The organism is Spirosoma luteolum (assembly GCF_054778875.1).
In genome coordinates, this window is sequence record NZ_BAAGZE010000006.1 from 61,079 (window position 1) to 86,736 (window position 25,658).

The 25,658-nt window shown below is 62.3% G+C and carries 22 protein-coding genes; 16 read left to right on the forward strand and 6 right to left on the reverse strand.

Annotated features, from left to right (window positions below; translation table 11 throughout):
• Positions 1-19 precede the first annotated feature (19 nt).
• From ACYVAC_RS10795 to ACYVAC_RS10855, 13 genes are all read left to right on the forward strand, one after another.
• Positions 20-1,747: an alpha-amylase family glycosyl hydrolase gene (locus ACYVAC_RS10795; RefSeq protein ID WP_461097662.1), complete on the forward strand. Its 1,728-nt coding sequence runs from the start codon at positions 20-22 to the stop codon at positions 1,745-1,747.
• A 158-nt stretch (positions 1,748-1,905) separates the two neighbouring features.
• Positions 1,906-2,808, forward strand: a complete 903-nt coding sequence (locus ACYVAC_RS10800) for an N-acetylmuramoyl-L-alanine amidase-like domain-containing protein (protein WP_461097663.1) — start codon at positions 1,906-1,908, stop codon at positions 2,806-2,808.
• A 111-nt stretch (positions 2,809-2,919) separates the two neighbouring features.
• Entirely contained in the window at positions 2,920-4,017 is a 1,098-nt protein-coding gene (locus tag ACYVAC_RS10805; protein WP_461097664.1) for a carboxylate-amine ligase, read from the forward strand.
• 136 nt (positions 4,018-4,153) lie between these two features.
• On the forward strand, positions 4,154-4,984 hold the full coding sequence (locus ACYVAC_RS10810; RefSeq protein ID WP_461097665.1) for a type 1 glutamine amidotransferase: 831 nt from the start codon (positions 4,154-4,156) through the stop codon (positions 4,982-4,984).
• 106 nt (positions 4,985-5,090) lie between these two features.
• Complete coding sequence (locus tag ACYVAC_RS10815; protein WP_461097666.1) at positions 5,091-6,302, forward strand: hypothetical protein; 1,212 nt, start codon at positions 5,091-5,093, stop codon at positions 6,300-6,302.
• Between the two features lie 86 nt (positions 6,303-6,388).
• Complete coding sequence (locus ACYVAC_RS10820; protein WP_461097667.1) at positions 6,389-7,174, forward strand: FHA domain-containing protein; 786 nt, start codon at positions 6,389-6,391, stop codon at positions 7,172-7,174.
• 67 nt (positions 7,175-7,241) lie between these two features.
• Entirely contained in the window at positions 7,242-8,246 is a 1,005-nt protein-coding gene (locus tag ACYVAC_RS10825) for a hypothetical protein (protein ID WP_461097668.1), read from the forward strand.
• On the forward strand, positions 8,243-8,845 hold the full coding sequence (locus ACYVAC_RS10830) for an FHA domain-containing protein (protein WP_461097669.1): 603 nt from the start codon (positions 8,243-8,245) through the stop codon (positions 8,843-8,845). The genes ACYVAC_RS10825 and ACYVAC_RS10830 overlap by 4 nt, the downstream gene beginning before the upstream one ends.
• Before the next feature lie 3 nt (positions 8,846-8,848).
• Positions 8,849-9,619 (forward strand): PP2C family protein-serine/threonine phosphatase, encoded by a 771-nt coding sequence (locus ACYVAC_RS10835; protein WP_461097670.1) that lies wholly within the window; start codon positions 8,849-8,851, stop codon positions 9,617-9,619.
• Positions 9,616-10,398 carry a caspase family protein gene (locus tag ACYVAC_RS10840; protein ID WP_461097671.1) on the forward strand — a complete coding sequence of 261 codons (783 nt, stop codon included), beginning with the start codon at positions 9,616-9,618 and terminating at the stop codon, positions 10,396-10,398. The genes ACYVAC_RS10835 and ACYVAC_RS10840 overlap by 4 nt, the downstream gene beginning before the upstream one ends.
• 22 nt (positions 10,399-10,420) lie before the next feature.
• Positions 10,421-12,454, forward strand: coding sequence for a protein kinase domain-containing protein (locus ACYVAC_RS10845; protein WP_461097672.1), 2,034 nt, complete (start codon positions 10,421-10,423; stop codon positions 12,452-12,454).
• Positions 12,455-12,462: 8 nt separating this feature from the next.
• Complete coding sequence (locus ACYVAC_RS10850) at positions 12,463-13,377, forward strand: tetratricopeptide repeat protein (protein ID WP_461097673.1); 915 nt, start codon at positions 12,463-12,465, stop codon at positions 13,375-13,377.
• A gap of 26 nt (positions 13,378-13,403) precedes the next feature.
• On the forward strand, positions 13,404-15,062 hold the full coding sequence (locus tag ACYVAC_RS10855) for a LamG-like jellyroll fold domain-containing protein (RefSeq protein ID WP_461097674.1): 1,659 nt from the start codon (positions 13,404-13,406) through the stop codon (positions 15,060-15,062).
• A 2-nt stretch (positions 15,063-15,064) separates the two neighbouring features.
• Here ACYVAC_RS10855 and ACYVAC_RS10860 read toward each other — a convergent pair whose 3' ends face one another.
• The 3 genes from ACYVAC_RS10860 to ACYVAC_RS10870 form a co-directional block, all read right to left on the reverse strand.
• Complete coding sequence (locus ACYVAC_RS10860) at positions 15,065-15,922, reverse strand: hypothetical protein (protein ID WP_461097675.1); 858 nt, start codon at positions 15,920-15,922, stop codon at positions 15,065-15,067.
• Positions 15,919-16,506, reverse strand: a complete 588-nt coding sequence (locus ACYVAC_RS10865; protein WP_461097676.1) for an RNA polymerase sigma factor — start codon at positions 16,504-16,506, stop codon at positions 15,919-15,921. The genes ACYVAC_RS10860 and ACYVAC_RS10865 overlap by 4 nt, the downstream gene beginning before the upstream one ends.
• Positions 16,507-16,675: 169 nt before the next feature.
• Positions 16,676-17,890 (reverse strand): hypothetical protein, encoded by a 1,215-nt coding sequence (locus tag ACYVAC_RS10870; protein ID WP_461097677.1) that lies wholly within the window; start codon positions 17,888-17,890, stop codon positions 16,676-16,678.
• 45 nt (positions 17,891-17,935) lie between these two features.
• Between ACYVAC_RS10870 and ACYVAC_RS10875 the strand changes: the two genes are divergently transcribed.
• Complete coding sequence (locus tag ACYVAC_RS10875; RefSeq protein WP_461097678.1) at positions 17,936-19,141, forward strand: aspartate aminotransferase family protein; 1,206 nt, start codon at positions 17,936-17,938, stop codon at positions 19,139-19,141.
• A gap of 253 nt (positions 19,142-19,394) precedes the next feature.
• Here the strand turns inward: ACYVAC_RS10875 and ACYVAC_RS10880 are convergent, their stop codons facing one another.
• A complete protein-coding gene (locus ACYVAC_RS10880; protein WP_461097679.1) occupies positions 19,395-21,047 on the reverse strand; it encodes a M28 family metallopeptidase in 1,653 nt (550 codons plus the stop codon).
• 150 nt (positions 21,048-21,197) lie between these two features.
• Positions 21,198-23,246: a transketolase gene (gene tkt, locus ACYVAC_RS10885; protein ID WP_461097680.1), complete on the reverse strand. Its 2,049-nt coding sequence runs from the start codon at positions 23,244-23,246 to the stop codon at positions 21,198-21,200.
• A gap of 184 nt (positions 23,247-23,430) precedes the next feature.
• On the opposite strand from tkt, the gene ACYVAC_RS10890 reads away from it, so the two are divergent.
• Complete coding sequence (locus ACYVAC_RS10890) at positions 23,431-24,354, forward strand: carbon-nitrogen hydrolase family protein (RefSeq protein ID WP_461097681.1); 924 nt, start codon at positions 23,431-23,433, stop codon at positions 24,352-24,354.
• A gap of 45 nt (positions 24,355-24,399) precedes the next feature.
• Here ACYVAC_RS10890 and ACYVAC_RS10895 read toward each other — a convergent pair whose 3' ends face one another.
• Complete coding sequence (locus ACYVAC_RS10895; protein ID WP_461097682.1) at positions 24,400-24,984, reverse strand: YdeI/OmpD-associated family protein; 585 nt, start codon at positions 24,982-24,984, stop codon at positions 24,400-24,402.
• A 214-nt stretch (positions 24,985-25,198) separates the two neighbouring features.
• Between ACYVAC_RS10895 and ACYVAC_RS10900 the strand changes: the two genes are divergently transcribed.
• A complete protein-coding gene (locus ACYVAC_RS10900; protein ID WP_461097683.1) occupies positions 25,199-25,654 on the forward strand; it encodes a (2Fe-2S)-binding protein in 456 nt (151 codons plus the stop codon).
• Positions 25,655-25,658 lie beyond the last annotated feature (4 nt).

Consider the following 25,658-nt stretch of genomic DNA (forward strand, 5'->3'; position numbering starts at 1 on the left):
CGGGCCGCTGGGCTACGCTATGACGACAAACCTTCCCGTACCGGTAACGGACAAACTGATTATCTACCAGATTTTTACGCGGCTCTTCGGCAACCAGAATACGACCAACCGCCCCCACGGTACGCTGGCCGAAAATGGCGTCGGAAAACTGGCCGACATCAATGATGCCGCGCTGCGGGCCATCCGGCAGTTTGGCGCTACCCACATCTGGTACACGGGCCTGCCCGAACACGCCACCCAGACCGACTACTCCGCTTTCGGTATCCGGCCCGACGATCCAACCGTGGTGAAAGGCCGGGCCGGCTCGCCCTACGCCATTAAGGATTACTACGACATCGACCCCGATCTGGCGGTATCGGTGCCGGACCGGATGGCCGAGTTCGAGGGACTGCTGCAGCGAACCCACGCCCACGGCCTGAAATTCATTATCGACTTCGTGCCCAACCACGTGGCGCGGCAATACGAATCGGATGTCAAGCCCGCCGGGGTCGTCGACCTGGGTGCCAACGACGACACTACGGTGCGGTTTGCCAACCAGAATAATTTTTACTACCTGCCCGGCGAAGCCTTCGCTGGCCCCGAAACGCCCGACCGCCACCTGCCCCATGCCGGCAGCCTGCGCGAAGTACCGGCCCGCGTGACCGGGTCGGGGTCGATCACGGCCCGGCCCGATAGCAGCGACTGGTACGAGACCATCAAGCTTAACTACGGCCTGAACATTTTCGACGGTAGCCAGCAGTTCGATCCGGTGCCGGCCACCTGGCAGCAGATGCGCGACATTCTGTTTTTCTGGGCCGACAAAGGTGTCGACGGCTTCCGGTGCGACATGGCGCAGCTGGTGCCCGTCGAATTCTGGCAGTGGGCCATCGGCCAGGTCAAGACCCGCTACCCGGGTACCATTTTTATCGCCGAGATCTACGAAACGCACCTGTACCGGCCGTTTATTTTTCAGGGGGGCTTCGATTACCTCTACGATAAGGTGGGCCTCTACGACGCCCTGCGCCGGCTGATCGAAGGGCAGGGTTCGTGTTACGAACTGACCCGGGTATGGCAGCAGGAATCGGGCGATTTTCCGCAGCACATGCTGCGTTTTCTGGAAACCCACGACGAGCAGCGGCTGGCGTCGCGCTTCTTCGCCGGCGACCCGTGGGCGGCCCTGCCGGCCATGACCCTGGCGGCTACCCTCCACACGGGGCCTTACCTGCTGTACTTCGGCCAGGAAGTGGGCGTGCGCGCCGAGGGCGCCGAAGGCTTCAGTGGCGACGATGGCCGCACCACCATTTTCGACTACTGGGGACTCCCCGACTGGCAGGGCTGGCTCAACGGCGGGCGGTGCGACGGCGGTGGGCTCACCGACGAACAGCGTCGGCTGCGGGGTTTCTACCAGCAGCTGAACTACCTGGTGGCCGGCTCCGACGCTATTCAGAACGGGTACTTCTACGACCTGCAATGGGTCAACGACAATGGGCAGAGCCGGGGCTACGATGCCCATCAGGTGTATAGCTACCTGCGCTATACCGACCGGCAAAAACTGCTGATCGTGTGTAATTTCTCGGCCCATACGACCGCCGACACCAACGTACGGATACCCAAAGACGCCTGGCAGGCCATGAAACTCGACCCGGCCGGTCTTTATCAGCTCACCGATATTTTCCTCACGCGCGAGACCATCGAAACGGTTGGTTTATCGGGCGTTCCGGTGGTGCTGCCCCCCCGTTCGGTAGTGGTGCTCGAAATTAAGTCCTGAACAAGGGCAACTTTTCAGGTGTTAGACCGTCCAATGCGTGCGGACACCACCCGTCGGGGCCACGCAACCAGCCCGTTTCCCGACGGGCTGGTCTGTTCGCACGCTTTTTGCCTGACTAACCCATCGACTTTTTGTACCACTTCATTCCCGCGTCTGCTATGATTAAACGCTTTACCTCGCTTATCCTGACGCTGCTTATTACTGCCCCGCTGACCCTGCCGGCTCAGCCTCTGCCTTCGGATGAGCAGCTGGCCCAGCTACTCGTTTCGCCCGGGCGCACACCGGCCGAAACGGCGGTCACGGTGGGTAAAAACCTGCTCGGTGCGCCCTACGTGGCCCATACCCTCGACCAGTCAGCTACCGAACAACTGGTGGTAAACCTGCAGGCCTTCGACTGTACTACCTACCTCGAAACCATATTGGCGCTGGCCCTGACCTGGCACGAAACAGCCGACAAGGCTACCGCCGGCCGCCCGGCTACCCCCGCCGGCCTGGCGCAGCCGTTTAAGAGTTACCTGACCCGCCTGCGCTACCGTGACGGCCGCATCGATGGCTACGCCAGCCGCCTGCACTACTTCTCGGCCTGGCTGCGCGACAACGAACGCAAAGGGCTGCTCACCGATATTACCGGCACGTTGCCGGGCCGCATGACCGTGACCAAGCCCGTGACCTACATGACTTCGGCCGTGCATAAATACCCACACCTGGCCGACCCCACCGTGTTCCGGCAGGTAGCCCAGACCGAGGCCTCGCTGGCCACGCAGCCCTTTGCCTTTGTGCCGGCCCGGCAGGTGCGGCAGGCCGAAGCCGCCCTGCGCGAGGGCGACATCATTATGCTGACGGCGGCCCGCCCCGGCCTCGATATGAAACACGTGGGGCTGGCCGTTCGGCAACCCGACGGCCGCATGCACCTGCTCCATGCCTCCTCCGATGCGGGGCAGGTGGTTATTTCGACACTACCCCTGAGCGACTACGTGCTGGCCCATCCCCGCCTGTCGGGAATTCGGGTGGCGCGCCTGCGGGGCAGCGGCCTGCTGACGGCCGACGGCAGCCCCCGCTGAGCCGTAGACTGGGTTTTCGGGCCGCAGCCGGGCAATCCGACACTGAAATTTGTTATCTTAAGGTCGGTATTACTCAACTCCACTTACCCAACCCTGCTTGCCCCCTGTTATATGCCCGTATTTACCCTTGGTATCGAAGAAGAATTCCAGACCATCGACCCCGTCACTCGTGACCTGCGCTCCCACATCGGGCAGATCGTGGAAGATGGCAAACTAACCCTCCACGAACAGGTCAAAGCCGAAATGCACCAGGCTGTGGTGGAAGTCGGCACCATCATCTGCAACAACATCGAAGAAGCCCGGCGCGAGGTGACGCACCTGCGCAAAGGCATCATCGAACTGGCCGGTAATCAGGGACTTAAGATTGCCTCGTCGGGCACTCACCCCTTTTCGCGCTGGCAGGACCAGGAGATCACGGCCGACGCCCGCTACGATAAAATCGTGGAAGAAATGCAGGATGCCGCCCGCTCCAACCTGATTTTCGGGATGCACGTGCACGTAGGCATGGAAAGCCGCGATATGGGGGTGCATATGATGAATACCATGCGGTATTTCCTGCCCCACATCTACGCCCTCTCCACCAACTCGCCGTTCTGGCAGGGCCGCAACACGGGTTTCAAATCGTACCGCTCCAAAGTATTTGACAAGTTCCCGCGCACGGGTATCCCCGATTATTTCAGCAGTGCCGCCGAATACGATGAATACATCAACCTGCTCGTCAAGACGGGCTGTATCGACAACGGCAAAAAAATTTACTGGGATATCCGGGTGCACCCGTTCTTCGACACCATCGAGTTCCGGATCTGCGACGTGCCCATGCGCGTCGACGAAACCATCTGCCTGGCGGCCCTGCTGCAGGCGCTGGTGGCCAAAATCCACAAGCTGATGTCGAGCAACCTCAACTTCCGGCTCTACCGCAAAAACCTTATCAGCGAAAACAAGTGGCGGGCGGCCCGCTACGGCATCGAAGGCAAGCTGATCGACTTTGGCAAGCAGGAAGAAGTGCCCACCCACCAGCTCATCCACGAACTGCTCGATTTTGTCGACGATGTGGTCGATGAACTGGGTAGCCGGGCCGAGTGCGAATACGCCCTCAAGATTCTGCAGATGGGCACCGGCGCCGATCGACAGCTGGCCGTTTACCAGCAGACCAACGACCTGAAGCGCGTTGTCGATTACATTGTCGACGAAACTTCTTTCGGTCTTTGAGGGTTGAAACTGGAATAAACCATCTGCAAACGAGCTCGTTTGAGGGTGACAGGCCAGCCGTTAAGCAGTGCCTGCCGGCGGACTTACCCGGGCTGACGAGCCACCTCAAAACGGCCTCAACCACCGTACTGACCTTATGAGTGCATTGAAAATTGCCGTGCTGGACATGAACAACAACCAGCCCAACCAGGGTATGCGTTGCATCATGCAGCTGATCCGAACCGTACAGGCCTCCGAACAGACCGAACTCGCGTTCGATATCTTCAACGTGCGCGGCAACAACGAGGTGCCCGGCCTCGACTACGACGTGTACATCTCGTCGGGCGGTCCAGGCAGCCCCCTGGCCTCGACCGAACCCTGGGAAGCCCGCTTTTTTACACTGATCGACGCGCTGTTTGCCTGGAATCAGGCCAACGACCAGAAGAAGTTTGTGTTTCTGATCTGCCACTCGTTTCAGCTGGTGGTACGGCATCTGGAGCTGGGCCTGCTCAGCAAGCGCCGGTCGACCTCGTTCGGTATTCTGCCCATGCACAAGGAAGCGGCCGGCCTCACCGAACCGCTGTTCGACGGGCTGGGCGAACCCTTCTACGCCGTCGACTCGCGCGACTACCAGATCACCAAACCGAACAAGGCTAAACTGGGCGCCATGGGCGGTGCCATTCTGTGCCGCGAAAAAATCCGTCCCCACGTTCCGCTCGACCGGGCGATCATGGGCATCCGGTTTTCGCCCGAAATTGTGGGGACGCAGTTCCACCCCGAAGCCGATAATCAGGGGATGCTGATGTACTTCAAGACCGAAGAGCGCCGGCTGCAGGTGGTCAAGAATTTTGGGCAGCAGAAATACGACGACATGGTCGAGTACCTGCTCGACCCTACCAAGATTGCCCTGACCGAGTCGGTTATTCTGCCGTCGTTTCTGCGGCAGGCGCTGGCGGCCAAAAAAGCCGGTCAGCCCGCCCTCGCCTAGTCACTCACTCAGTTTTTGCGAAAAAGACGCAGGACAACCCCCTGAACCGGCTCACCGGTAGTCCGGGCGTTTATCTTGCGTCTTTTCTGCTTTTAGGCCCCATCCCATGATCCAGTCCGTTCGCCACGCCTACAACGAGGCTTTCACGCCCGAGCGTTACCAGGCTTTTCTCGACGCCATCCAGCACGACCTGCCCGATCAGCTCGACTTTCGGGTGGCCGAAACGCCGGTCTTCGTACCCAAAGCCCTGACCAGTCATCTGCTCAGGGCCTGCGAAGACATTGTTGACGTACTTACGCAGCCCGACTTTATCGCCCGTACCGAACGGGCTATTCCGGCCGGGCAGCGGGTGCCGAACGAACCAACTGAAGGGCCAGCCGCCCATACCCAGTTTCTGGCGATCGACTTTGCGGTTTGCCGCGATGACTCCGGTGAGCTCGTGCCACAGCTGATCGAACTGCAGGGTTTCCCGTCGCTCTACACCTTTCAGCCTTACCTGGCTGCCCAGTACCGGGCGCATTTTCCGGTGCCCGACACGCTCTCGCACCTGTTCAACGTAGCGACCAACGCCGACTACCTCGACCGGCTGCGTACCATGATCGTGGGCGACTGCGATCCCGAGTCAGTGATTTTGCTGGAGATCTACCCCGAAAAGCAGAAGACCCGCATCGACTTTGCCCTGACCGAGCAGGCGCTGGGGGTGAAAGCCGTTTGCCTGACCGCCATCCGAAAGGAGGGCCGGGCGTTATATTACGAGAAAGACGGGCGCACCATCCGGATCCGGCGTATATACAACCGACTGATCTTCGACGATCTCCAGAACTTTCCTGACCTGCAAACCGATTTCCACCTGACCGACGATGTGGATGTGGAGTGGGTAGGCCATCCGAACTGGTTTTTCCGGATCAGCAAATACACCCTGCCGCTGCTGAACAGCCCCTACGTGCCGCCCAGCTATTTCCTGTCGGACCTGACCGAATACCCCGCCGATCTGGAAAATTACGTGCTAAAGCCGCTGTTCTCGTTTGCCGGCAGTGGGGTACAGCTCCACATCACCCCCGCCGACCTCGACGCCATTCCGGCCGATCAGCGCGACGGGTACCTGCTGCAGCGCAAGGTGGCCTACGAACCGGCCATCCAGGCGCCCGACGGCCGCATCAAATGCGAAATCCGGATGCTGTTTATCTGGCCCAACGGTGATGCCCGCCCTACGCTGCTCACCAACCTGAGCCGCCTGAGCCGGGGCGAAATGATTGGGGTGCGGTTCAACAAGGATTTTGACTGGGTGGGCGGCACGGTGTGTTTCTTCGAACAGTAAGGCCGGTCAACACGGGTGCAGCCTGACTGCTGGCCTGGTTTGTGTACCTTGCTCATCCATCTAGCCAATTCATTCTTTCCACGCCCGTGTCTGTTGCCGAAACTCCGCTCAACAACGATCAGCTGCTGTCGATCATCGACCAGCTGGGTCAGCTGCCCAGCCATACCATCGGCCGGGCGCTGACCAATACCATCGTTATTCCCAACGGGCGAATCAGCAGTCATCACGCCCGGCTGCTGGCCTGCACGCCCACCACCTTCCTGCTCGAAGACCTCGACTCGCGCAACGGCACGTTCGTCAACGGGCTTCGCATCAGCCGCAAACTGGTGGGCCGGGCCGATACCGTGCAGCTCGCCGACGCCACCTTCAGCCTTGGGGAGTTGCTCGCCATGCAGACCGACCTGCCCGGCACCGTTACGCCCCGGCTGGCGCCGGCCGGATTGCCTCCCGTGCCGGTCGCCGAACCGGCACTCGCCAGCCCGCTCGACTTTACCGCTGCCTTTGCCGAACTGCAGCAGGTCTACACCCAATATCCGCTGCTGCGGAAAGCCTGTCGCAACCGCGAAAAAATGATCCGCACCGGCAGCGTCGTGCTGTCGTCGGTGGTTGGCATCAGCGCCGTGGTAGCGTCGGGTGGTACGGCCCTGCCCCTGCTGCAGGTGCTGTCGAGTGCGGGGCTGAGTCTGCTGGTGCCCACGCTCTGCTCCACGCTGCTGTCGACCGATGAAAAGCTCGACCTTATCGACCGCGAATACCGCGAACGATACCGCTGCCCCAATCCCGCCTGCCGCGACCCGTTCGGGGTGCGCGAGTGGGATATGCTGGCCCAGCAGAAAACCTGCCGCCGTTGTCAGGCCATCTGGGTGCACTAATTTTCAGGCTTAGCCAGTCACCTTTTGCGGACTGCCCCGATTAAGGAATGGTTTACGTCCAACAGCCATGACACCAAACGCCAACGCCACCGATTTTCCGACCGACGGGCAACCCATCAAACAGGTACCCCGGCCGGCCCCGGCTCCCCCCGCACCGGTTTCACATGCCCGTACGCTGGGCATCTCGGCGGCTGCCCTGCTGCTGGGCGGAGCCAGTGTGCGGGTAGCTCACCTGTCGAGTGCCCACCTGGAACAGTCGGTTCCGGCCGGCAGCCAGTCGGCCCCCGCCGAGCCCTTGTCCCCGACCCTACCCGCCAGCGCCCCCGTGCCGCTAGCCGACAGTACACCCGCGCCCATACTGGCGGCACTGGTACCCACCGAACTCGAAGTGGCCCAGAGCCCAACCGACGCGATGCCGTTCGGGCAGGCGTTTAGTCTGGCCCGCCACGAGGTTGGCGTGGGGGGCGTGTTCAGCTGGCACGGCCGCTGGTACAATACGTTCGAGAAAGACGAATGGGCCAGCCTCTCGCTGACGCAGCGACACGAGTTTGCCGGCCTGCTGCTGGGCGAACCGCTCCCGGTCGTTCCCCTTGGATCCCCCCTTGTCGATGCGTCTACCCCGGCCCACCGCCAGGGCGACCCCACTCTGATCGAGGGCGAACTGAATGGTCAGCGCATCATGGGGCTCGATTTCGACCATGACGGGGTAATCGATACGCTGGTGCTGGAAGGCGCCGACGGGGTGACGTACCGCGTGGTCGACGCAACGGGCGATCAGGGCCTCGACACGCTGATGCGCTACGACGCCGAACACCATGAACTCGTTTCCCTGGAACGACTCGAGCAGCCCTTTGTGCTGAGCAACGATCAGTTTTCGGCAGGGCTGGAAGCCCAGTTATCGCGGGCTGTGGTCGATTCGATACTCGACGCCGACGACCCGCTGCCCGGGCCCGCCGTTCTGCCGCACGAGCAGGTTGGTCACGACGAACTGGACGACGACGAGCTGCCCGAACCCGACGACGACACCTACGTGAGCCACGGCGACGTACACGACATGGACGATGACGAATGAGCGGCTATAAAGCAACCCTGATCGACTGCAAACAATGCCACCGGCGCATTCTGGTGCGGGGGGTCGATGCCGAACGGGGTCAGATTGTATGTTCGCACCCCGGCTGCGGGGCGCTCAACACCCTGCCCAAAGCCTACCGTTACGACGAGGCCCTTGTGCAGGGGTTGCCCGGTTTCGGAACGTTGACCTACCTCGGCGATGGCGCCCGCTCGTATCCGCTGCGGTTCGGCGTCAACCGCATCGGCACGGCCGACACCGCCGACGTGGTGCTCGACCGGTACCAGCACAAGGGCCGCTGCTACATCAGCCGACAGCACTGCACCCTCACCGTTACCTTCGACAGCTGGGCCGGTGCCCTGCGCTACCAGTTGCAGGATGGGGCCATCGACCCAACCACGCAAACCCTGAAGAGCAGCCTGAACGGCACCCGGCTCGACGAACATCCGTTGTTGAAAACCGAATGCATCGACGTACCCGACGGGGCCGTGATAACCCTCGGCGGGATCGACCGGTTTCGGCTTACCCACTACACGCTGAACCCCGTCATGCTGGCCACCTACCGGATCGAGCTTGGCTTTAACCCCGACCGGACCGAGTAGGCCATGCAGATTGTTCCGAACCCGCCCCTTGCCTTCTCGCACATCGGTCAGCGCCCCTCCAACCAGGATGCCCTGTTTCCAGCCGACCCAACCGAACACAGCCGGCTGCTGCTGGTGTGCGATGGCATGGGCGGCACCGATCGGGGCGATGTGGCCAGCCAGCTCCTCTGCGCCGAAATAGCCGATTATGCCCGGGCGCTCGACTACCCACCCTTCGACAGCGTGCACCTGCGGACGGCCCTCGATCGGGCCGTCCGTCAGTACCGGCGGTATCTGGCCGGCAATCCCACCGTGGGGCGCATGGGCTCTACGCTGGCGCTGCTCCAGCTGCATGAAGCGGGCATCACGATAGCCCACATCGGCGACAGCCGCGTGTACCAGATTCGCGACGGGCAGGTGCTGTTCCGGACGCATGACCACCGGCAGGTGCTCGACATGGTCGACGCGGGCATTATCACGGCCAGTCAGGCCCTGACGCATCCCTGGCGCAACCGGCTCAGCCGCGCTGTACTGGTCAATGCCGATCCAGCCATACCTGCCGCCCCCGCTACGCCCGACCTGGTGCTGCTGACCGATGTGCGGCCCGACGATTATTTTTTCCTCTGCACCGACGGCGTGGGCGAGGCCGTCGACGAGGACACCCTCTGCCGGGTGCTGGCGGCCCGTTTTTCCGACCAAGCCAAACTCAATACCCTTTTGTCGCTCTGCGCCGGCACCACCCACGATAATTATTCGGGGTTTCTGCTCAGCATCCGGGCAGTCACGTCGGTATGATCATTTCCCTGCTCGTAACCCTCTGCGCGCTGGCCAGCCCCACCCCGCTCCCCCCGCCGGGCGCTACCTGGGCCGTGGTGGTGGGCATTGCCGATTACCGGTACCTGACCGACCAGACCGGCGACCTGCGTCTGGCTGACCGTGACGCCCACCAAATGGCGGGCTTTCTGCAAACGTCGGCGGGCGGGCGGGTGCCGACCAGTCACATCCGGCTGCTCACCAACCGGCAGGCCACCGAAGCCACGATCCGGCAGGCCCTTGCCAGCTTTCGGCAGGCAGGCCCTGCCGATCGGGTGCTGTTTTATTTTTCAGGCCACGGCCTCCCCGACCGGCTGGTACCGGCCGATGCGCGGGCCGGTGGAGCAGGGGGTGGGCTGACCTATGCCGTGCTGAAACAGGCGTTCCGGGCCTCCCGGGCGGGTGTCAAACTCTGCATCGTCGATGCCTGCCTGGCCGGGGGGCTTAGTCAGCCGCTGGCGCCCGGTGCCGCCCGGTCCCGCTCCGGATTTCCGGCGGCTGGCGGAGGCCCGGTAGCTCTGTTGCTCGCCACCCGGCCCAGCCAGGGAGCACTCGAAAACCGGCGAATCGGCGGTGGTTTATTCACGCAGGTGCTGCTGGAGGGGCTGTGCGGCCGGGCCGATGCCGATCACAATCGGGTGGTTACCATCCGGGAGTTGCACCGCTACGTATCGCCCCGCGTCCGTACGCTCAGTAATGGGCGGCAGGCTCCGCTTTTCTACGGGCGATTTTCGGATAACCTGGCTTTGGCGTATCTTTGACTAATGCCCCTATCCATTCGTTATGAATCAACCGATCCTGTCCATACAAGCGTTCAAACGACGCTATCCCATCGACTACGCCGATCCCGCGATGCTGCTGGGCAGTGGGTCGTATGGTCGGGTGGTAAAGGTTGAAGACCAGACGGAAACTGAATGGGTAGCGGTCAAGATTAGTCCCGTGACCGGGTCCGACGCCAGTTCGCTGCAGGCGGAGGTCGAACTGGCGCAGGGGGTGCCGCGGCAAACCAATCTGGCGCGTTATGACGCCTGCTACCGGCTCGACACCGACACCGGCCGCTGCGATTATGCCATCATGAAGTATTACCCGGATGGCAATCTGGCCGACCTGATTCGCCGGCAGACGCTCACCACGGAGCAGTGCATCGATCTGACCCGGGGTATTCTGCTGGGGCTGCGCCACCTGCACCGCCACCGCATCGTGCACCGCGATTTCAAACCGGCCAACATCCTGATTTCGCGCGACAATGCCGGGCGGTTCGTCCCGAAAATTGCCGATTTCGGTCTGAGCAAACTTGTTTCCCACGACGAGCTGAACCGTACGGATTTCGACCTGAGCGACGGGCGCGGCACCCCTTCCTACAAAGCGCCCGAACAGATCCAGGGGCATCGGGTCAGTTTCAACCTCGACCTATGGGCGTTTGGCGTCATGCTCTACGAACTGCTCACGGGCGAAAAACCGTTTGCGGCCGATGCCCACGACACCAGCGAAGCCGCCATCCGGCGTCGGGTCGAACGGCGTATTCTGGCCGTGGCACTGCCTGATCGGCTGGCTACCCTGGCCGAACCCTTCCAGGCGATTATTCGGCGCTGTCTGGTTTACGACATCCGGGAGCGGGCGCAGACGGCCGATGAACTCCTCGACCTGCTCGACGATATTCCAGCGCTGCTGGCTACGGCCCGGCACCAGCAGGCCCGGCACGACTACGCCCAGGCGCTGCAAAGCTACGAGCAGCTGCTGGCCCGGCGCGACGACCTGACCGAAGCCATCGACGGCTATGCGTTCTGCACGAGCCAGCTTCGCGAAACCCATGCCCCGGTTCCGCCCGGCACCGATCAGACCGATCTGTATCAGGATACGACCGACCAGCACCCCGAAGCCACCGACCTGTTCACCGACCCAGCAACGGTTTCGCCCCTGGCCTTGCCAACGCCGGCTGCGGCCGAACCCCGGGATAAACCACTGGCCGGCAGGCCCCCTTCCAAACACCCCACAGCCCTGCCACCGGTAGGGTCGGCACCGACTCCCCGGCCCGCCCGCTGGCGCAGGCTGGTGCCCGCTGCGGCTGCGCTGCTGGTTGTGGGCGTGCTGGTTAGCCAATGGCAACGCAAGCCGCCGGCTAAAGCACAGGCCACACGGCAACCGGTCACAACGGCGGGCAGCAGTCCCCTGTCGTCGGGGGCCGCTACCCCCACCGTAGCCCTGACGCCCCCGGCAGCCACGCCGACCAGCCGGAACGCCGACCGGGTCGATCGACTGACGGGCCGGGTCGATGTGGCGTTGCAGAAAGCCCGGGTGGCTTTTGCCGGCCGTGACTACACCACGGCGCTCATGCTGACCAACAGTGCGCTGGCCCTGCAGCCCGGCCGGCAGGACGTGGCCCAGCTACGGGCCCGGGCGCAGGAAGCCGTCAGCCAGACGGGCACCGCCGGAACCCCGGCTGTGGTATCGGCCCCGGCAGCGACCGAAGCGGGCCCGGCCGAAGCCGACAAAGCCGACTACAAGTCCGCAACCGCCCTGAGTGCCCTGCAAATGCGGTACGACCAGCTGGTTGAGCAGGGCGTAAAGGCCATTGCCACCAGCAACGACAAAGCCACGGCCATGGTTACCTTTGCCGAAGCGGGACAGCTGGCCCGGCAGCATGCGCTGAATACCGCCCGGGCCGATGCCGCCTATGCCCAGTATCTGGCAAAGGCCAACAAAATCTACGACAATGAAGCGTACGAGGGTGCGCTTGGCTGGTATAAACTCGCGCAGAGTATCACCGACACACCCGAAGTCAGAACCCGCATCCGACAGTGTACGCATAATCTTTAATCCACCGCATGAGTATTCGTTTACCTTTTCTCTGGCTGCTGTTATGCCTCGCCCTGCCCCCCCTCCCGGATGCCCGGGCCCAGGAGGTCACCGCACCCGGCAGTCCCCGAACCGATAGCGAATACGAGCAGTACAAAGCTAAAGGCGACGCCCTCTACAGCGAGGGTAACTACCCGGCCGCCCGCAAACAATACGAAAACTGCCTCGAAGTACCCGGTTTCAGCGCCGACCCCTACGCCAAAACCCAGATCGACAAGTGCATGGTAGGCCAGAGTTTTCGCCAGCAGGCCGACGACGCGCTGGCCGAACACCGTAAAGCCGACGCCATCACCCTCTACCGGAACCTGCTGACCCTGAACCCGGGCGATCTGGGTGCAAAAGCCCAGCTGGCCGATTTGTTCGAGCGCGAAGGCAACGTGCTGTTCAGCCAGAAGCGCTACCGGGAAGCCCGCGACCAGTATCTGCAGGCCCTCGCCTACGCTGTTTCGCGGCAGGAAACGCTGCGGCTCCAAATCCGCATCTGCGAAGAAAACCTCCGCCCGAAGGCAAACACCCTGCGGCAGGCGGGTTTTAAAGTGCTGGCCGGCGCGCTGGCCGTGGGCGCTGGCACCTATGCCGTGTTGCTGCACACCGATTTCCAGACCAAACAGGCTACCCTCTCGCGGGTGGCCCAGCAGGCCGACCCCTCCGGCAGCGGCATCATCAGCAATGCCGACCTTTACCGTCAGTATAACGAGGCTTACAATGCCGCCGAAGCGGCCCGGTCAAGAAACGGCCTTTACAAAGCCTGCCTGGGCGTAGCCACCGTGGCGGTACTGGCCGAAGTGTACCTGTATGTGCATAAACCCAGACCCCGCACTACGGGCTGGCAATGGCGCCCCTCGGCCGACTCGTGGGGGCTGGCCCTGCACTACGGTTTCTAATAGCTACTCAACGTTCTTACCCTGTCATGACCCGATCTTACGCTACTGCTGTCAACGGATGGTTGCTCCTGCTGCTGGGGGTAAGCCTGTGGGCCTGCAGTAACTGGGAACTGCCCCTGCGGAAAACTCAGCGCACCTGCCTCAAACCCAACGGTACCCTCGACGCCCTGATTCAGCAACGCAAAGTCGATTTTACGATCAGTAATACCAGCGGCACCATCGACAAAATTGCCTGGGATTTCGGCAACGGAACCACCCTCGTCACCACGGCCACCACCACCCCCCATACCTACTCAGCCTCGGGCACGTACACCGTGAAAGCCCTGCTGACCAACGACTGTGGCGTCGAAACAACCCTCGTCCGCACCGTTACGGTCAGCGATGCGGTGCTCCCCGGGGTTGCGCTCCAGCCCCCAACGGGCATCACCCTGTCGTCGGCCAAATTTGTCCTGACCCTGACCTCGACGGGTAATGCGGCTATCACCAAATACGGCATCTGCTACTCCACCAGCAACCCCCTGCCCGAGCTGGGCAAGGACCCGCAACTCGACGCGGGCGTGCCCGCCGTTCTCAACGCGCCGGTATCGCTCACGCTGGGCAGCCTGCCGGCCAATACGTTTTTCTACGTCAGGGCTTACGTGACCAACCAGACCGGTACCGCCTACAGCAGTCCCACGCAGGCGTTCCGGACCAATGCCAATCCGATCGTAGCCATCAACCCGGCCAGCACGGTAGGCACCAGCACGGCTACCGTCGGGTTTATCCTGACCAGCCCGGGCAGTCCGGCGGCTGTCGAATACGGCATCTGCTACAGTGCCACCACCAACGCCCCCGATGTAGGCAACGCCACGCTGGTCACGGTCAGCAACCCCACCATCGGCGCCAATACGGTAGTCAACCTGTCGGGCCTGATGGCCAATACGCGCTACTACTACCGCTCCTACGCCCGGCTGGCAACCGGCGATGTGCTTTACAGCAACACCATCGAATCGTTTTCCACCCTCGTCGACACCGTATCGCAGGGGCTGGTCGCATCACTGTCGTTCACCGACGGCAGCCTGCTCGATGTGAGCGGCAATAACAACCACGCCACGCCCGTGGGCAGCCCTACCTTTACGACCGATCACCGCGGCCGACCCAGTTCGGCGCTGCTGCTCGATGGCGCCAACGATTTTATTTACCTGAGCGAAAGCCCGTCCCTGCGCCCCAACGACCTGACCATCAGCCTCTGGATCAAGCCGGCGGCCGTGCCCCGGATCATGCAGATCTACAATAAATCGCGGTACAGCGATGGCGCCTTCGAGATGTATAGCTCGCTGATCAAACCTACGGAAAACGATCCCGGCGGCATTACCATCAATACCGACATCAAACAAGGCAGCAACTGCGTAGCGGGGCGCGGCTGGCAAACATTTCCGTTCGGAGCCCGCATCCCCGTCAACACCTGGCACCACCTGGTGTTTGCCTACAGCGGCCGATCGGTGCGTATGTACTTCGACAACCGGCTGCTCTATAGTAAAGACGATTTGCCGGCTACCGAGATCGATCAATGTCCGGGGGGCGACCTGAAGTTCGGGGCGCAATACCAGGCGCTGCCCAACTTCTTCAACGGAGCGCTCGACGATATTCGGGTCTATAACCGCGCCCTGAATACCGACGAAGTCAACACGCTGTACAACCAGTAAGCTTACTCGATTTTCTGCAGTACCTGCTGAGCCTGCTGCCGGAACGGGTTATCCGGGCTCGTGCTGATACGCGTCAGCATGGGACGCGCTTTGTCGGGCTGGTGGTCTTTCACGTAGGCCAGAGCCAGCATCCAGTCGGCTTTCTGGCGGAGCGAAGCCGAGGGGCTGCCCAGCGCCTGCTGCAACAGCGGAATAGCCTCGGCCGGGTGGTTACCAGCCAGTTTACTCAGACCCAGCATGTAGTTTTTGTAGTAGCGGGTCCGGCGGTCGTCGGGCAGGGTGCGCAGCCGGTCGACCGCCTGCTCGTACTGTCCGGCCCGGTAGAAATCGAGGGCAGCCAGCAGCTGTGCCCGGACAACCGTCGAGAACGATTCGGCCGGGAACGCTTTCAGCAATTCGTCGGTCTCATCGGCAGGCAGGATGAGCCCGTAGGCCAGCTCAGGGGCCGGTGTTTGTGTCGACTGATAGCCCCAATATCCAACGCCCAGCGCCACTACCACCGAAGCCGCGGCTACCCAGCGTTTCCAGGGCCACCCTGGATAGGGCCACCCTGGATGGGGCCGCCCGGGATGGGGCCGCCCGGGATAGGGCCACCCGGTACTGCCCGATGCCGGGTGGAGGGGCGCCGTGGTCGCTTCCGTTGGGGGCAGGCTGGCCTGGTAGGCTGCGCGGGCCCGCTCGATGCCGCCCTGAATGGCCAGCGCCTGCAGGCCCAGCCGCAGGGCCCGCTGATCGGACACGGCTTGGCGCCAGGCCGCATCGGTCTGCAGATCGGCTTCCAGCTGCGTCCGGTCGGCGTCCGAGAGTTCGTTGTTCAGGTAAGCCTCAATCAGCTCGTACTGTTCTTCGGATAGGTTCATGCCCCTTTGTATGGCTCAGTCTGACGATACAACGCTTTCAATTTTTCGGCACAGGCATACCGTTTCGATTTTACCGACGACTCCTGAATACCCAGTTTACCGGCAATTTCGCGCAGGGGCAGCTCATCCACGTAAAACCATTCGAGCAGGCGCCGGCAGTCGTCTTTCAATTGCCGGAGCGACTGCTGCACGGCCTGAATCACGTCGAGCCGGGCCAGATCGGCCAGCGCATCGGCCGTATCGACGGGTTCGGGCGTGCCGGTCAGCGCATCGTTCCGGCGCACCCGGGCCGAGGCCAGTTCGGTCAGCCAGATGCGCTTGCTGTATTCAAACAGCACCGACCGGATGCGCGTGCCGGCCTGCAGCTGGTATTTGCCCGCTTCGACATTGAGCAGCAAACTCATCATGCCCTTCTGAAACGCATCTTCGGCGTCCATCTCGGTCCCCTTGTTCGCCAGCATCCAGTGACGAAAGGAAGGGTACGTATCGGCGTAGAGAAACTGGTAGGCCCGATCGTCGCGCCGACGCAGTGCATCGTACAACTCCTGATCGGTGGCGTAACCAGACGATGGGCGAACAGCCATACAGAGCGATAAAAAAACAGGGCTAAATAACGATAACGTAACATACGGCGGGAGTTATGATACACCTTCGGCAGGGTATGGCCTGTATTTATCGGCCTACCCCGCCAAAGGTGATGCGTTTCCCGCAAAAAAAAGGATTTGTTTCTCCGGCCTGTGCCCCGGCGGGGCGCTACCGGCCAATCCGGAGGTTGTACCCGAAATAGGGTAAAACCCGCACCGCCTTATCCGACGCGTAATTTTCCTTGTAGCCGAGGCCCAGCAGGCCCAGATCGAAGGCGTGGCGGGGGCGTTCGATACGCAGGGCCAGCGAGACCTGGGCGTTCCAGTTCGAATCGTCGTAATACGCCAGGTTGTCGAGCCGCACTACGTTATCGCTCACGAAGGTGAGCCGGGATCCTATCGGCTGCATGATGCCCAGGGTGACAAACGATCGGTTGGGCGTCGTGATCCTGACGGTCTGCGGATAAGTCGACGACGACCAGGGGTTGAGGGTAGTAAATTCCCGGGCCGAGGTCAGTATCAGCCCGTAGCCCAGCGTGGCCGTGGCGCGCCCCTCCCCCAGTGTAAGCAGTCCCTGCAGCGTTCCCTCGCCCCGGGCCCCCGTAAAGCCGGCCGGCCGCCGAAAGCCTGCCAGCAGGGCTACGTGTATGCCCGGCGCCAACCGCGCACCAATTTGCGTAATCAGCCGGTTGTTGGCCTGATACACGTTGGCTGTATTCACCAGCGTACTTCCGGGATCGACAAACGGCAGGGGCGTGACAAACCGGGTGCTGATGCTCCACCACGAGGTGATGCCATAGGTCAGATTACTCATCAACAGCCAGGTGTTGCGGTAGTAAAACTGGCCTTTGGCGGGTAGCTGGGCACTGGTGCCGGTGAGCAGCCAGGGCGCAAACGGAACGGCGTCGCCCCCGGGGGGTTGGGTGCCCTTCAGCGGGTCGGTGCTGTTGACCCCAACCGTATCGACCCGAAGCAGCAGTTCGGGTTCGAAATACGTAAACCGGCCGTCGGGTTTGCGCACCGTCAGCATCACGCTGTCGCGTTTGACCAGCGTGCCCTCCACGCGGGCACCGTCGCGCATGACGAATACCTGCCGCGGGCGCCCCGAACCCGCGTCGGCAGCCTCGACCAGCCCCCCCTCGGGTTTCCGGTCGCTGATGGACAGCACCTGATCGGCTTCCACAAAACTCAGGCTACCCCCGCGCCGACGCACGCTGATCAGGCTGCTATCCTGCCGCAGCACCTGTCCCTTTAGCACGGTGCCATCGCGCATGAACAGATACGACTCCCGACGCGCCTGGTCGGCAGGGGTGATGCGGTAAAGCTGGGCCCGGGCGCCCAGTGCGCCCAGCAGGAGCAGACCGGCCAAAAGAACTGTTTTCATCGTTGAGGATGTTAGAAACGGACAGCAATACTGAGTTTTTTTCCCATGCAGGTACTTACCCAGCGGCAATTATTTTTCGATCACGTAGCCCAGACCTCCGATTTCCCCCTAGCGTTGGAAATCGACCGGGCCGAAGGCGTGTATATTTATTCGACGGTACCCACTCCCCGAACGTACCTGGATCTGATCTCGGGCATCGGGGTCAGCAACGTGGGGCACCGCCACCCGAAGGTGCTGCAGGCCATTCGCGAACAGCTCGATAAATACCTGCACCTGATGGTCTACGGCGAGTATGTGCAGACGCCCCAGACCCAGCTGGCCCACGCCCTGGTGCAGACCCTACCCGCCCCGCTCGACACGGTTTATTTCACCAACTCGGGCACCGAAGCCGTGGAGGGCGCCATGAAACTGGCCAAGCGTTACACGGGCCGCACCGAACTGGTGAGCTGCCTGAACGCCTACCACGGCGCTACCCAGGGGGCGCTCTCGCTCTCGGGCGACGAAAATTTCAAACGCAATTTCCGGCCGCTATTGCCCGGCACGCGCCATATCCGGTTTGGCGAGCCGGCCGATCTGAGCCAGATTACGACGGCTACGGCTGCGGTAGTCATGGAAGTGATCGGGGCCGAAGCCGGCATCCGCGTGCCCGACCCGGCTTATCTGCAGGCCGTGCGGGCGCGCTGCACCGAGGTGGGCGCCCTGCTGGTATTCGATGAAATTCAGACGGGCTTTGGCCGCACCGGTCGGTTCTGGGCGTTCGAGGATTTTGGCGTGGTGCCCGACGTGCTGCTCTGTGCCAAAGGCATGGGGGGCGGTATGCCTATCGGGGCCTTCATCAGCTCGGCCGCCATCATGCAGGTGTTTCGCAATAACCCGGTGCTGGGCCACATCACTACCTTTGGCGGACACCCGGTTTCGTGCGCGGCCTCGCTGGCCACCCTGCGGGTGATACGTGATGAACAACTGTACGCACAGGCCGAAACCAAAGGGCAGTTGTTCCGGCAGTTGCTGGTTCACCCCGCTATCCGGGGTATTCGGGGCAAGGGGTTGATGCTGGCCGTTGAATTTGCCGATTTTGCGCAGCTCAAAGCCATTATCGACCGGGCCATCGAGAACGGCGTCATTACCGACTGGTTCCTGTTCTGCGACAACGCCATGCGTATTGCGCCCCCCCTGATCATTACCGACGAGCAGATCCGGCAGGCCTGCGCGGTGATTCTGGAAGCCGTCGACTACGTCACGGGCCGTTAGGGAAACAGCGTCGAGAGCGTACCAACAATGAGGGCAATGCCGAAAATAATCAGCAGGCCAATGATAACGGTGCGGGTGAGGCTACCCGGCTTCTTGGGCGTTGGAGTCGACATACGAGCGGATGGGTTCAAGCCAGGCAATGCCGGCACGCGGGGGGCACCGGTAACAGACCAGTGCCCCCCGCCGGTTGTAAAATAAATTCTTTTCGGGGAGCCGGCCAAGCAACGCCCGGCCCGTCAGCACCCCAGGGTGGCTACGGCGCCGGCCGGCCAAAGGTGTTCCCGAAGAAATCGCCCTTGTTCCAGGTGGGTCGGTCGGTGGCCTGGGCGGTGAGGTAGCCGATCAGAAACTGCAGCTGCGCATGACGCCCGGCCGCCGTCCAGTCGAAGGGCTGGTTCATATCGTCCTGGGGCGAATGGTAGATGCTGGCCCGCCAGTCGAGGTTCAGCTGCGTACCGTCGCGGCTGTCGCCGGTGGTCGAACCGCTTTTGACGTAGATGGCCGGAATACCCTGCCGCACAAAGCTGAAATGATCGGAGCGCATAAATACCGCCTGCTCGGGAATGGGATCGGGGGCTATACGAACGCCCACGGTCTGCGCGGCCAGTTGCACCGCCCGACCCAGGCTCGAATGCTGGGCGCCGTAGGGCACGATGTCGAGCAGGGGGTGGAAGAAAAACGGCATGTCGAGACAGAGGTTGGCCACCAGCGCGGCTTTGGGCACGGTAGGGTTGGTGGCAAAATAATCGGAGCCGAGCAGCCCCATTTCTTCGCCCGTTACGCCCACCACCAGCACCGACCGGCGTGGGGCTTTAGGCAGCGATGCGTAGAGCCGGGCCACTTCGAGGTTGATGGCCACCCCCGAAGCGTTGTCGTGGGCACCGTTGAAAATGAAATCGCCTTTCACGGCCCGGCCCACACCCAGATGATCGAGGTGCGACACGTACACGACGTATTCGTTTTTAAGCACCGGGTCGGAGCCGGGCAGCAGCCCCACGATATTTTCGCCCACCAGCCCATCGCTTAGTTCGGTTTCCGTATGGGCCGTCACCGTCACGGGCAGCGGGTATCCCTGCACCTGCCCCCGGCGGGCGCGGGCCACGGCCTCGGCATAGCCGATGGCTGCCCCCTCGAACAGACTCCGGGTCGTCGAGTCGCTCAGGCTGGCCACCACGCGCAGGCCCGGGTAGGTCCGCTGCGCCTGCCCCTGCCCATCGACCCAGCGGTAACTGGCCTGCCGGGCCCGGGGCGAGGCCGATTCGATTCGGCCGGCCAGATCGGTAGGCAGGCTAAAGGTGAGCACCCCCACTGCCCCGTGGGCCGCGGCCATCTCGGCCTTGGCCGACCCGAAGTAGGCCCGTTCGTTGGGCGGAAAGGCAGCCGGCGCGCCGTTGAAACACGCCACGATCTTACCCCGCACATCCACACCGGCATAATCGTCGTGGCCCAGTTCGGCGGCCGTGATGCCGTAGCCGACAAAGACAACCGGCGCCGACACATCGACAGTGGGCCGGTTGAAATCGGGCATGGTCACAAACTGGCGGCCGTATGTCAGCGCGGTTTGTGTGCCGGCGCGGCCGATCAGCAGGCTGCTGCGGGTGGCTTTTACGAGCGCCCGGCGAAGCGGTACGGCCTGCCGGAACGTGCCCCCCGTGCCGGCCGGTTTGAAACCCAGCCGGGTAAACTGTTCTTCCAGGTAGCGGGCCGCCAGTTCGTAGCCTTCGGTGCCGGGTTTGCGCCCCGCCAGCCGGTCCGACGACAGGTAACGCATATGGGCTTCAATGTTCCGGGGGTTCACCGTCTGCACAAGCTGCTGCACAGCCGTCGGAACCGAATCGGACTGCGCCAGTACCCCGCCCACGGTCAGGCAGTTGACCAGGACCAGCCCCATCAATCGATTCATCATAGGTAGGTAAGCGGCCAGGGTTTGGGGGCCGAGCCGGCTAAATTACCCCCTTTTGCGCAAAACAGCGCGACCGGCAGCGTGTATGCCACCGGTCGCGCTGTTTTTGGGAAATAAATAACCGATCTAAAGATCACGAACGAGCGATCGGCCTTAGGACAGCACTTCTTTCTTCTCGATGCCCGTGGGGCGGCCGTCCAGCACGGCTTTGGCCGTTTTTACGACATTATCGACCGTGAAGCCGAAATAAGCCAGCACGTCGTCGCCGGGACCCGACAAGCCAAAGCGGTTCATGCTGATGGTGGTACCCTCGTCGGTTACGTATTTATGCCAGCCGATGGGCGAGCCCGCTTCAACGGCCAGTCGTTTCCGCAGCGTGGGCGGCAGCACCTGGTGATGGTACGCTTCATCCTGCTGCTCGAACAGTTCCCACGACGGCATGCTGACCACGCGGGCGGCCACTCCCTGGGTTTTCAGCTCGGTTTGCGCCTTCAGCAGCAGCGATACTTCCGAGCCCGTACCGATCAGAATCAGCTGGGGATCGCCCTCGGCTTCACTCAGGATGTATGCGCCTTTTTGGACGCCCTCCCGCGCCGAGCCGTAGCGGCTCTGATCGAGTACGGGCAGTTTCTGCCGCGACAGAATCAGTACCACCGGCGTTTTGGGCTGGGTCATAGCCACGCGCCAGGCTTCGACCGTTTCGTTGGCGTCGGCCGGCCGGATCACGACAATGTTGGGGATGGTACGCAGCGACACCACCTGCTCGACGGGCTGGTGCGTGGGACCGTCTTCGCCCAGCGCAATGCTGTCGTGCGTAAACACGAAGGTCGCCTTCGACTCGGCCAGCGCGGTCAGGCGGATGGCTCCGCGCATATAGTCGGAAAAGTTCAGGAAGGTACCGCCGTAGGGGTGGATACCACCGTGCTGCGACATGCCGTTGAGGGCCGCCCCCATGGCGTGTTCGCGGACACCAAACCAAATGTTCGACTCCTCGTAGTGGCCGGGCTGAAAACTGACGTCGCCTTTGGTAGGCATATCGTTGGAGGAAGCCAGATCGGCCGAGCCACCAAACAGAAATGGAACAGTTGCTTTCAGGGCTTCGAGGGCTTTGCCCGATGCCTGCCGCGTGGCCATGTCCTTATCGTCGGGGGTAAACACGGGCAGCTTATCGGCCCAGCCTTCGGGCAGTTTCCCGGCAAACGACAGCTCAAACAGGGCAGCTTCGTCGGCAAACTCGGCTTTGTAGGCCGCAAACCGCTTGTTCCAGTCGGCCTGCCGATCGGCACCGCGCTGGCCGGCCTCGGCCAGATGCTCCCGAACGCCGTCGGGCACTACGAATGACTGATCGGGATCGAAGCCAAAGAATTCTTTGACCTTCCGCAGATTTTCGTCGCCCAGCGGGCTGCCGTGCACCTTGCTGGTGCCCTCCTGCGGGCTGCCGTAGCCAATTACGGTACGCACCGCGATGATCGAAGGCCGCTCGGTTTCGGCCTGAGCCGCCCGGATAGCCGCGTCGATAGCCGCCAGATCGTTTCCATCGGCCACCGACTGGGTGTGCCAGCCATAGGCATCGAACCGCTTCATACGGTCCTCCGTAAAGGCCAGGTTGGTAGGTCCGTCGAGCGAAATCAGGTTGTCATCGTAGAGGTAAATCAGCTTACCCAGCTTGAGATGGCCGGCCAGCGAAGCCGCTTCCGACGCAATGCCTTCCATCAGATCACCGTCGCTGACAATGGAATAGGTATAGTGGTCGACCACGGTATGGCCTTCCCGGTTGTAATGGGCTGCCTGAAACGCTTCGGCCATGGCCATGCCCACCCCATTGGCAAAGCCCTGCCCCAGCGGGCCAGTCGTTACTTCTACCCCCGCCGTCAGGTTCGACTCGGGGTGGCCGGGGGTTTTCGAATGAAGCTGCCGGAACTGCTTCAGGTCATCGAGCGACAGATCGTACCCGTAGAGGTGCAGCAGGCTGTAGAGCAGTGCCGAGCCGTGCCCGGCCGACAGTACAAACCGGTCGCGGTTGGGCCAGTGCGGGTCCTGGGGGTTGAAACGCAGAAAGCGGGACCAGAGCACCTGGGCCATAGGCGCGGCACCGAGTGGCAGGCCGGGGTGGCCCGAATTGGCTTTCTGAACCGCATCGACGGATAAAATCCGGATGGTATTGATACTCAGTTCGTCGAGATCGTTCGTCTGGGTAGTCATGGTAACGGAGGATGCCGAAGTCTGATAGCCGGGCAATAGGCCCGACCCGTGGCTTCTCTTACTAGTAACAACCACCGCCCCGGTTGGTTATCGATTTCTGCCCCAACGGGCCGCGCCCGACCCGCCGAAGCCCCCGTTTTTTTCCGAACATTGCAGGCTCGGACCTTTATCGTCCGCCAGCCCTATGAAGAAAGTAACCGTCGGTGTGGTGCAGGCCACGCCCGTTCTGTTCGACCGCGATGCCTGTATCGACCGGGCCATCGGCTGGATCGAGCGGGCCGCTGCGGCCGGCTGTCAGCTGCTGCTTTTTCCCGAAACCTTTATTCCGGGCTACCCGCGCGGACTGCGCTTCGACGCGGTGATTGGCCGGCGCTCCGACGCCGGCCGGGCCCAGTGGCTCGATTACTGGAACAGCGCGATCGAGGTCGACACGCCACCCCTGCTGCGTTTACAGGACGCCGTCCGGCAGGCGGGCATGCTGGTGGGGCTGGGTGTGACCGAACGTGAACCCGTTGGCGGTTCGCTCCACTGCAGTCTGCTCTACATCGGCCCCGACGGCACGCTGCTGGGCCGGCACCGCAAAATCAAACCCACCGGCCTCGAACGGATGATCTGGGCACAGAGCGACGGCGACTCGCTGGTTAGTTTCGACACCGACCTGGGCCGTATTGGCGGGCTGATCTGCTGGGAAAATTACATGCCGCTGGCCCGGGTGGCGCTGTATCAGCAGGGCATCGAGATTTACCTGGCTCCCACCGCCGACGCCCGCCCGGCCTGGCAGTCGACCATGCAGCACATTGCGCTGGAAGGCCGCTGCTTCGTGCTGGCCGCCAATCAGTTCGTGACAAAAGCCGATTACCCGCCCGCCTACCAGGACGCCCTGGCCAATGAGCCCGACGCCCTGTGCCGGGGTGGCAGCGTGATTCTGTCGCCCCTGGGTGACGTACTGGCCGGGCCGCTCTGGGATGAGGAAGGGCTGCTGACGGCCACGCTCGACTTTGCCGACCTGGCCCGGAGCAAGTTCGACTTCGACGCGGTGGGCCACTACGCCCGCCCCGACATTTTTCAGCTCACCGTGGTGGGGCAGCCCCCGATCCGCAAGGTGTAGGCGGGAACTCCGGGGCCGGTCGGCTCACCCGGTACCGACGAAGGTTTAGTCATTGATTCCCAGGCCGCTCAGGATGCGAGGTAGTGCTTTCTGGATGCGGGCCTCCCGCGTCTGCGCCTGTTTGGGCGCCGAAAAATGCAGCAGCCAGGCCCGTTGACGACCGGGTGTAAGCGCCTTGAATGCCGCCTGCAGCTCCGGCATCCCGGCGAGTACGGCCTGAAACTCGACCGGTATGTCGTAGCTGGCCGTGGGTTTCAGCGGCACGCGGGCCCCTTCTTTTTCCAGGCCAATGGCTTCCGCGATCATGGCCCGCAGTACGGGCTCCAGCCGGGCGACCTCTGCGGCCGACGTGAACCGCACCTGACGGCCGCCCTGCACGTTTGGTGTCTGCTGGATCAGCAGGCCTTCCGGATCGGTCAGCAGGGCTCCTTTCACAAAGAGCAGTCCACAATACGCCTTGAACCGCTGAATCAGCACCACGTTACTGCCCTCGTAGGTGTAACAGGGAACGCCCCACTTTACGGTTTCGACCAGTATGGTATCGAGCGCGATGGCCCGTAATGTCGTGATGGCTTCTTTCCAGACGCCCGCGGCATCGACAAACTGATCCACGGTGGCATGCATGTTCATGGTGCAGGTGTTTTGTTTAGTCAGGCAGTAACCGACAGGCTAACCCCGCCCCTACCTTCGTCTCTGAAAGATAATCACTTAACCCGCCCGAACCGGTAAATCTGGTAGGATTATCCGTAATTTGTCTACCCGTTGACCGGCACTATCCAGCGATATTTGTCTGTTGGCTAATCCGTCCCAAACCTATCTTGTTTCAGACCAATCTCCTTCTATCGTGGCAACGTTCAATCTGAAAATCAACGGCAAACTCCGGCAGGTCAACGTCGACCCGTCGACCCCCATGCTCTGGGTGCTGCGCGATCATCTGGACCTCACCGGCACCAAATACGGCTGTGGCATTGCCCAGTGTGGTGCCTGTACCGTACACCTCGATGGCACGGCCGTCCGGTCGTGTCAGCTGCCGGTTTCGGTCGTGGGCAAGCAGGCCATCACCACCATCGAAGGGCTGTCGGCCAACGGTACCCATCCGGTGCAGCAGGCCTGGCTCGACCATGATGTGGCGCAGTGTGGCTACTGCCAGGCGGGCCAGATCATGAGTGCGGCTTCGCTGCTCAAGAGTACCCCCCGCCCTACCGATGCCGATATTGAGGCCGCCATGAGCGGTAACATCTGCCGGTGCGGCACCTACCTCCGCATTAAGGAAGCTATCAAATCGGCGGCCGCCAAATAAGGCT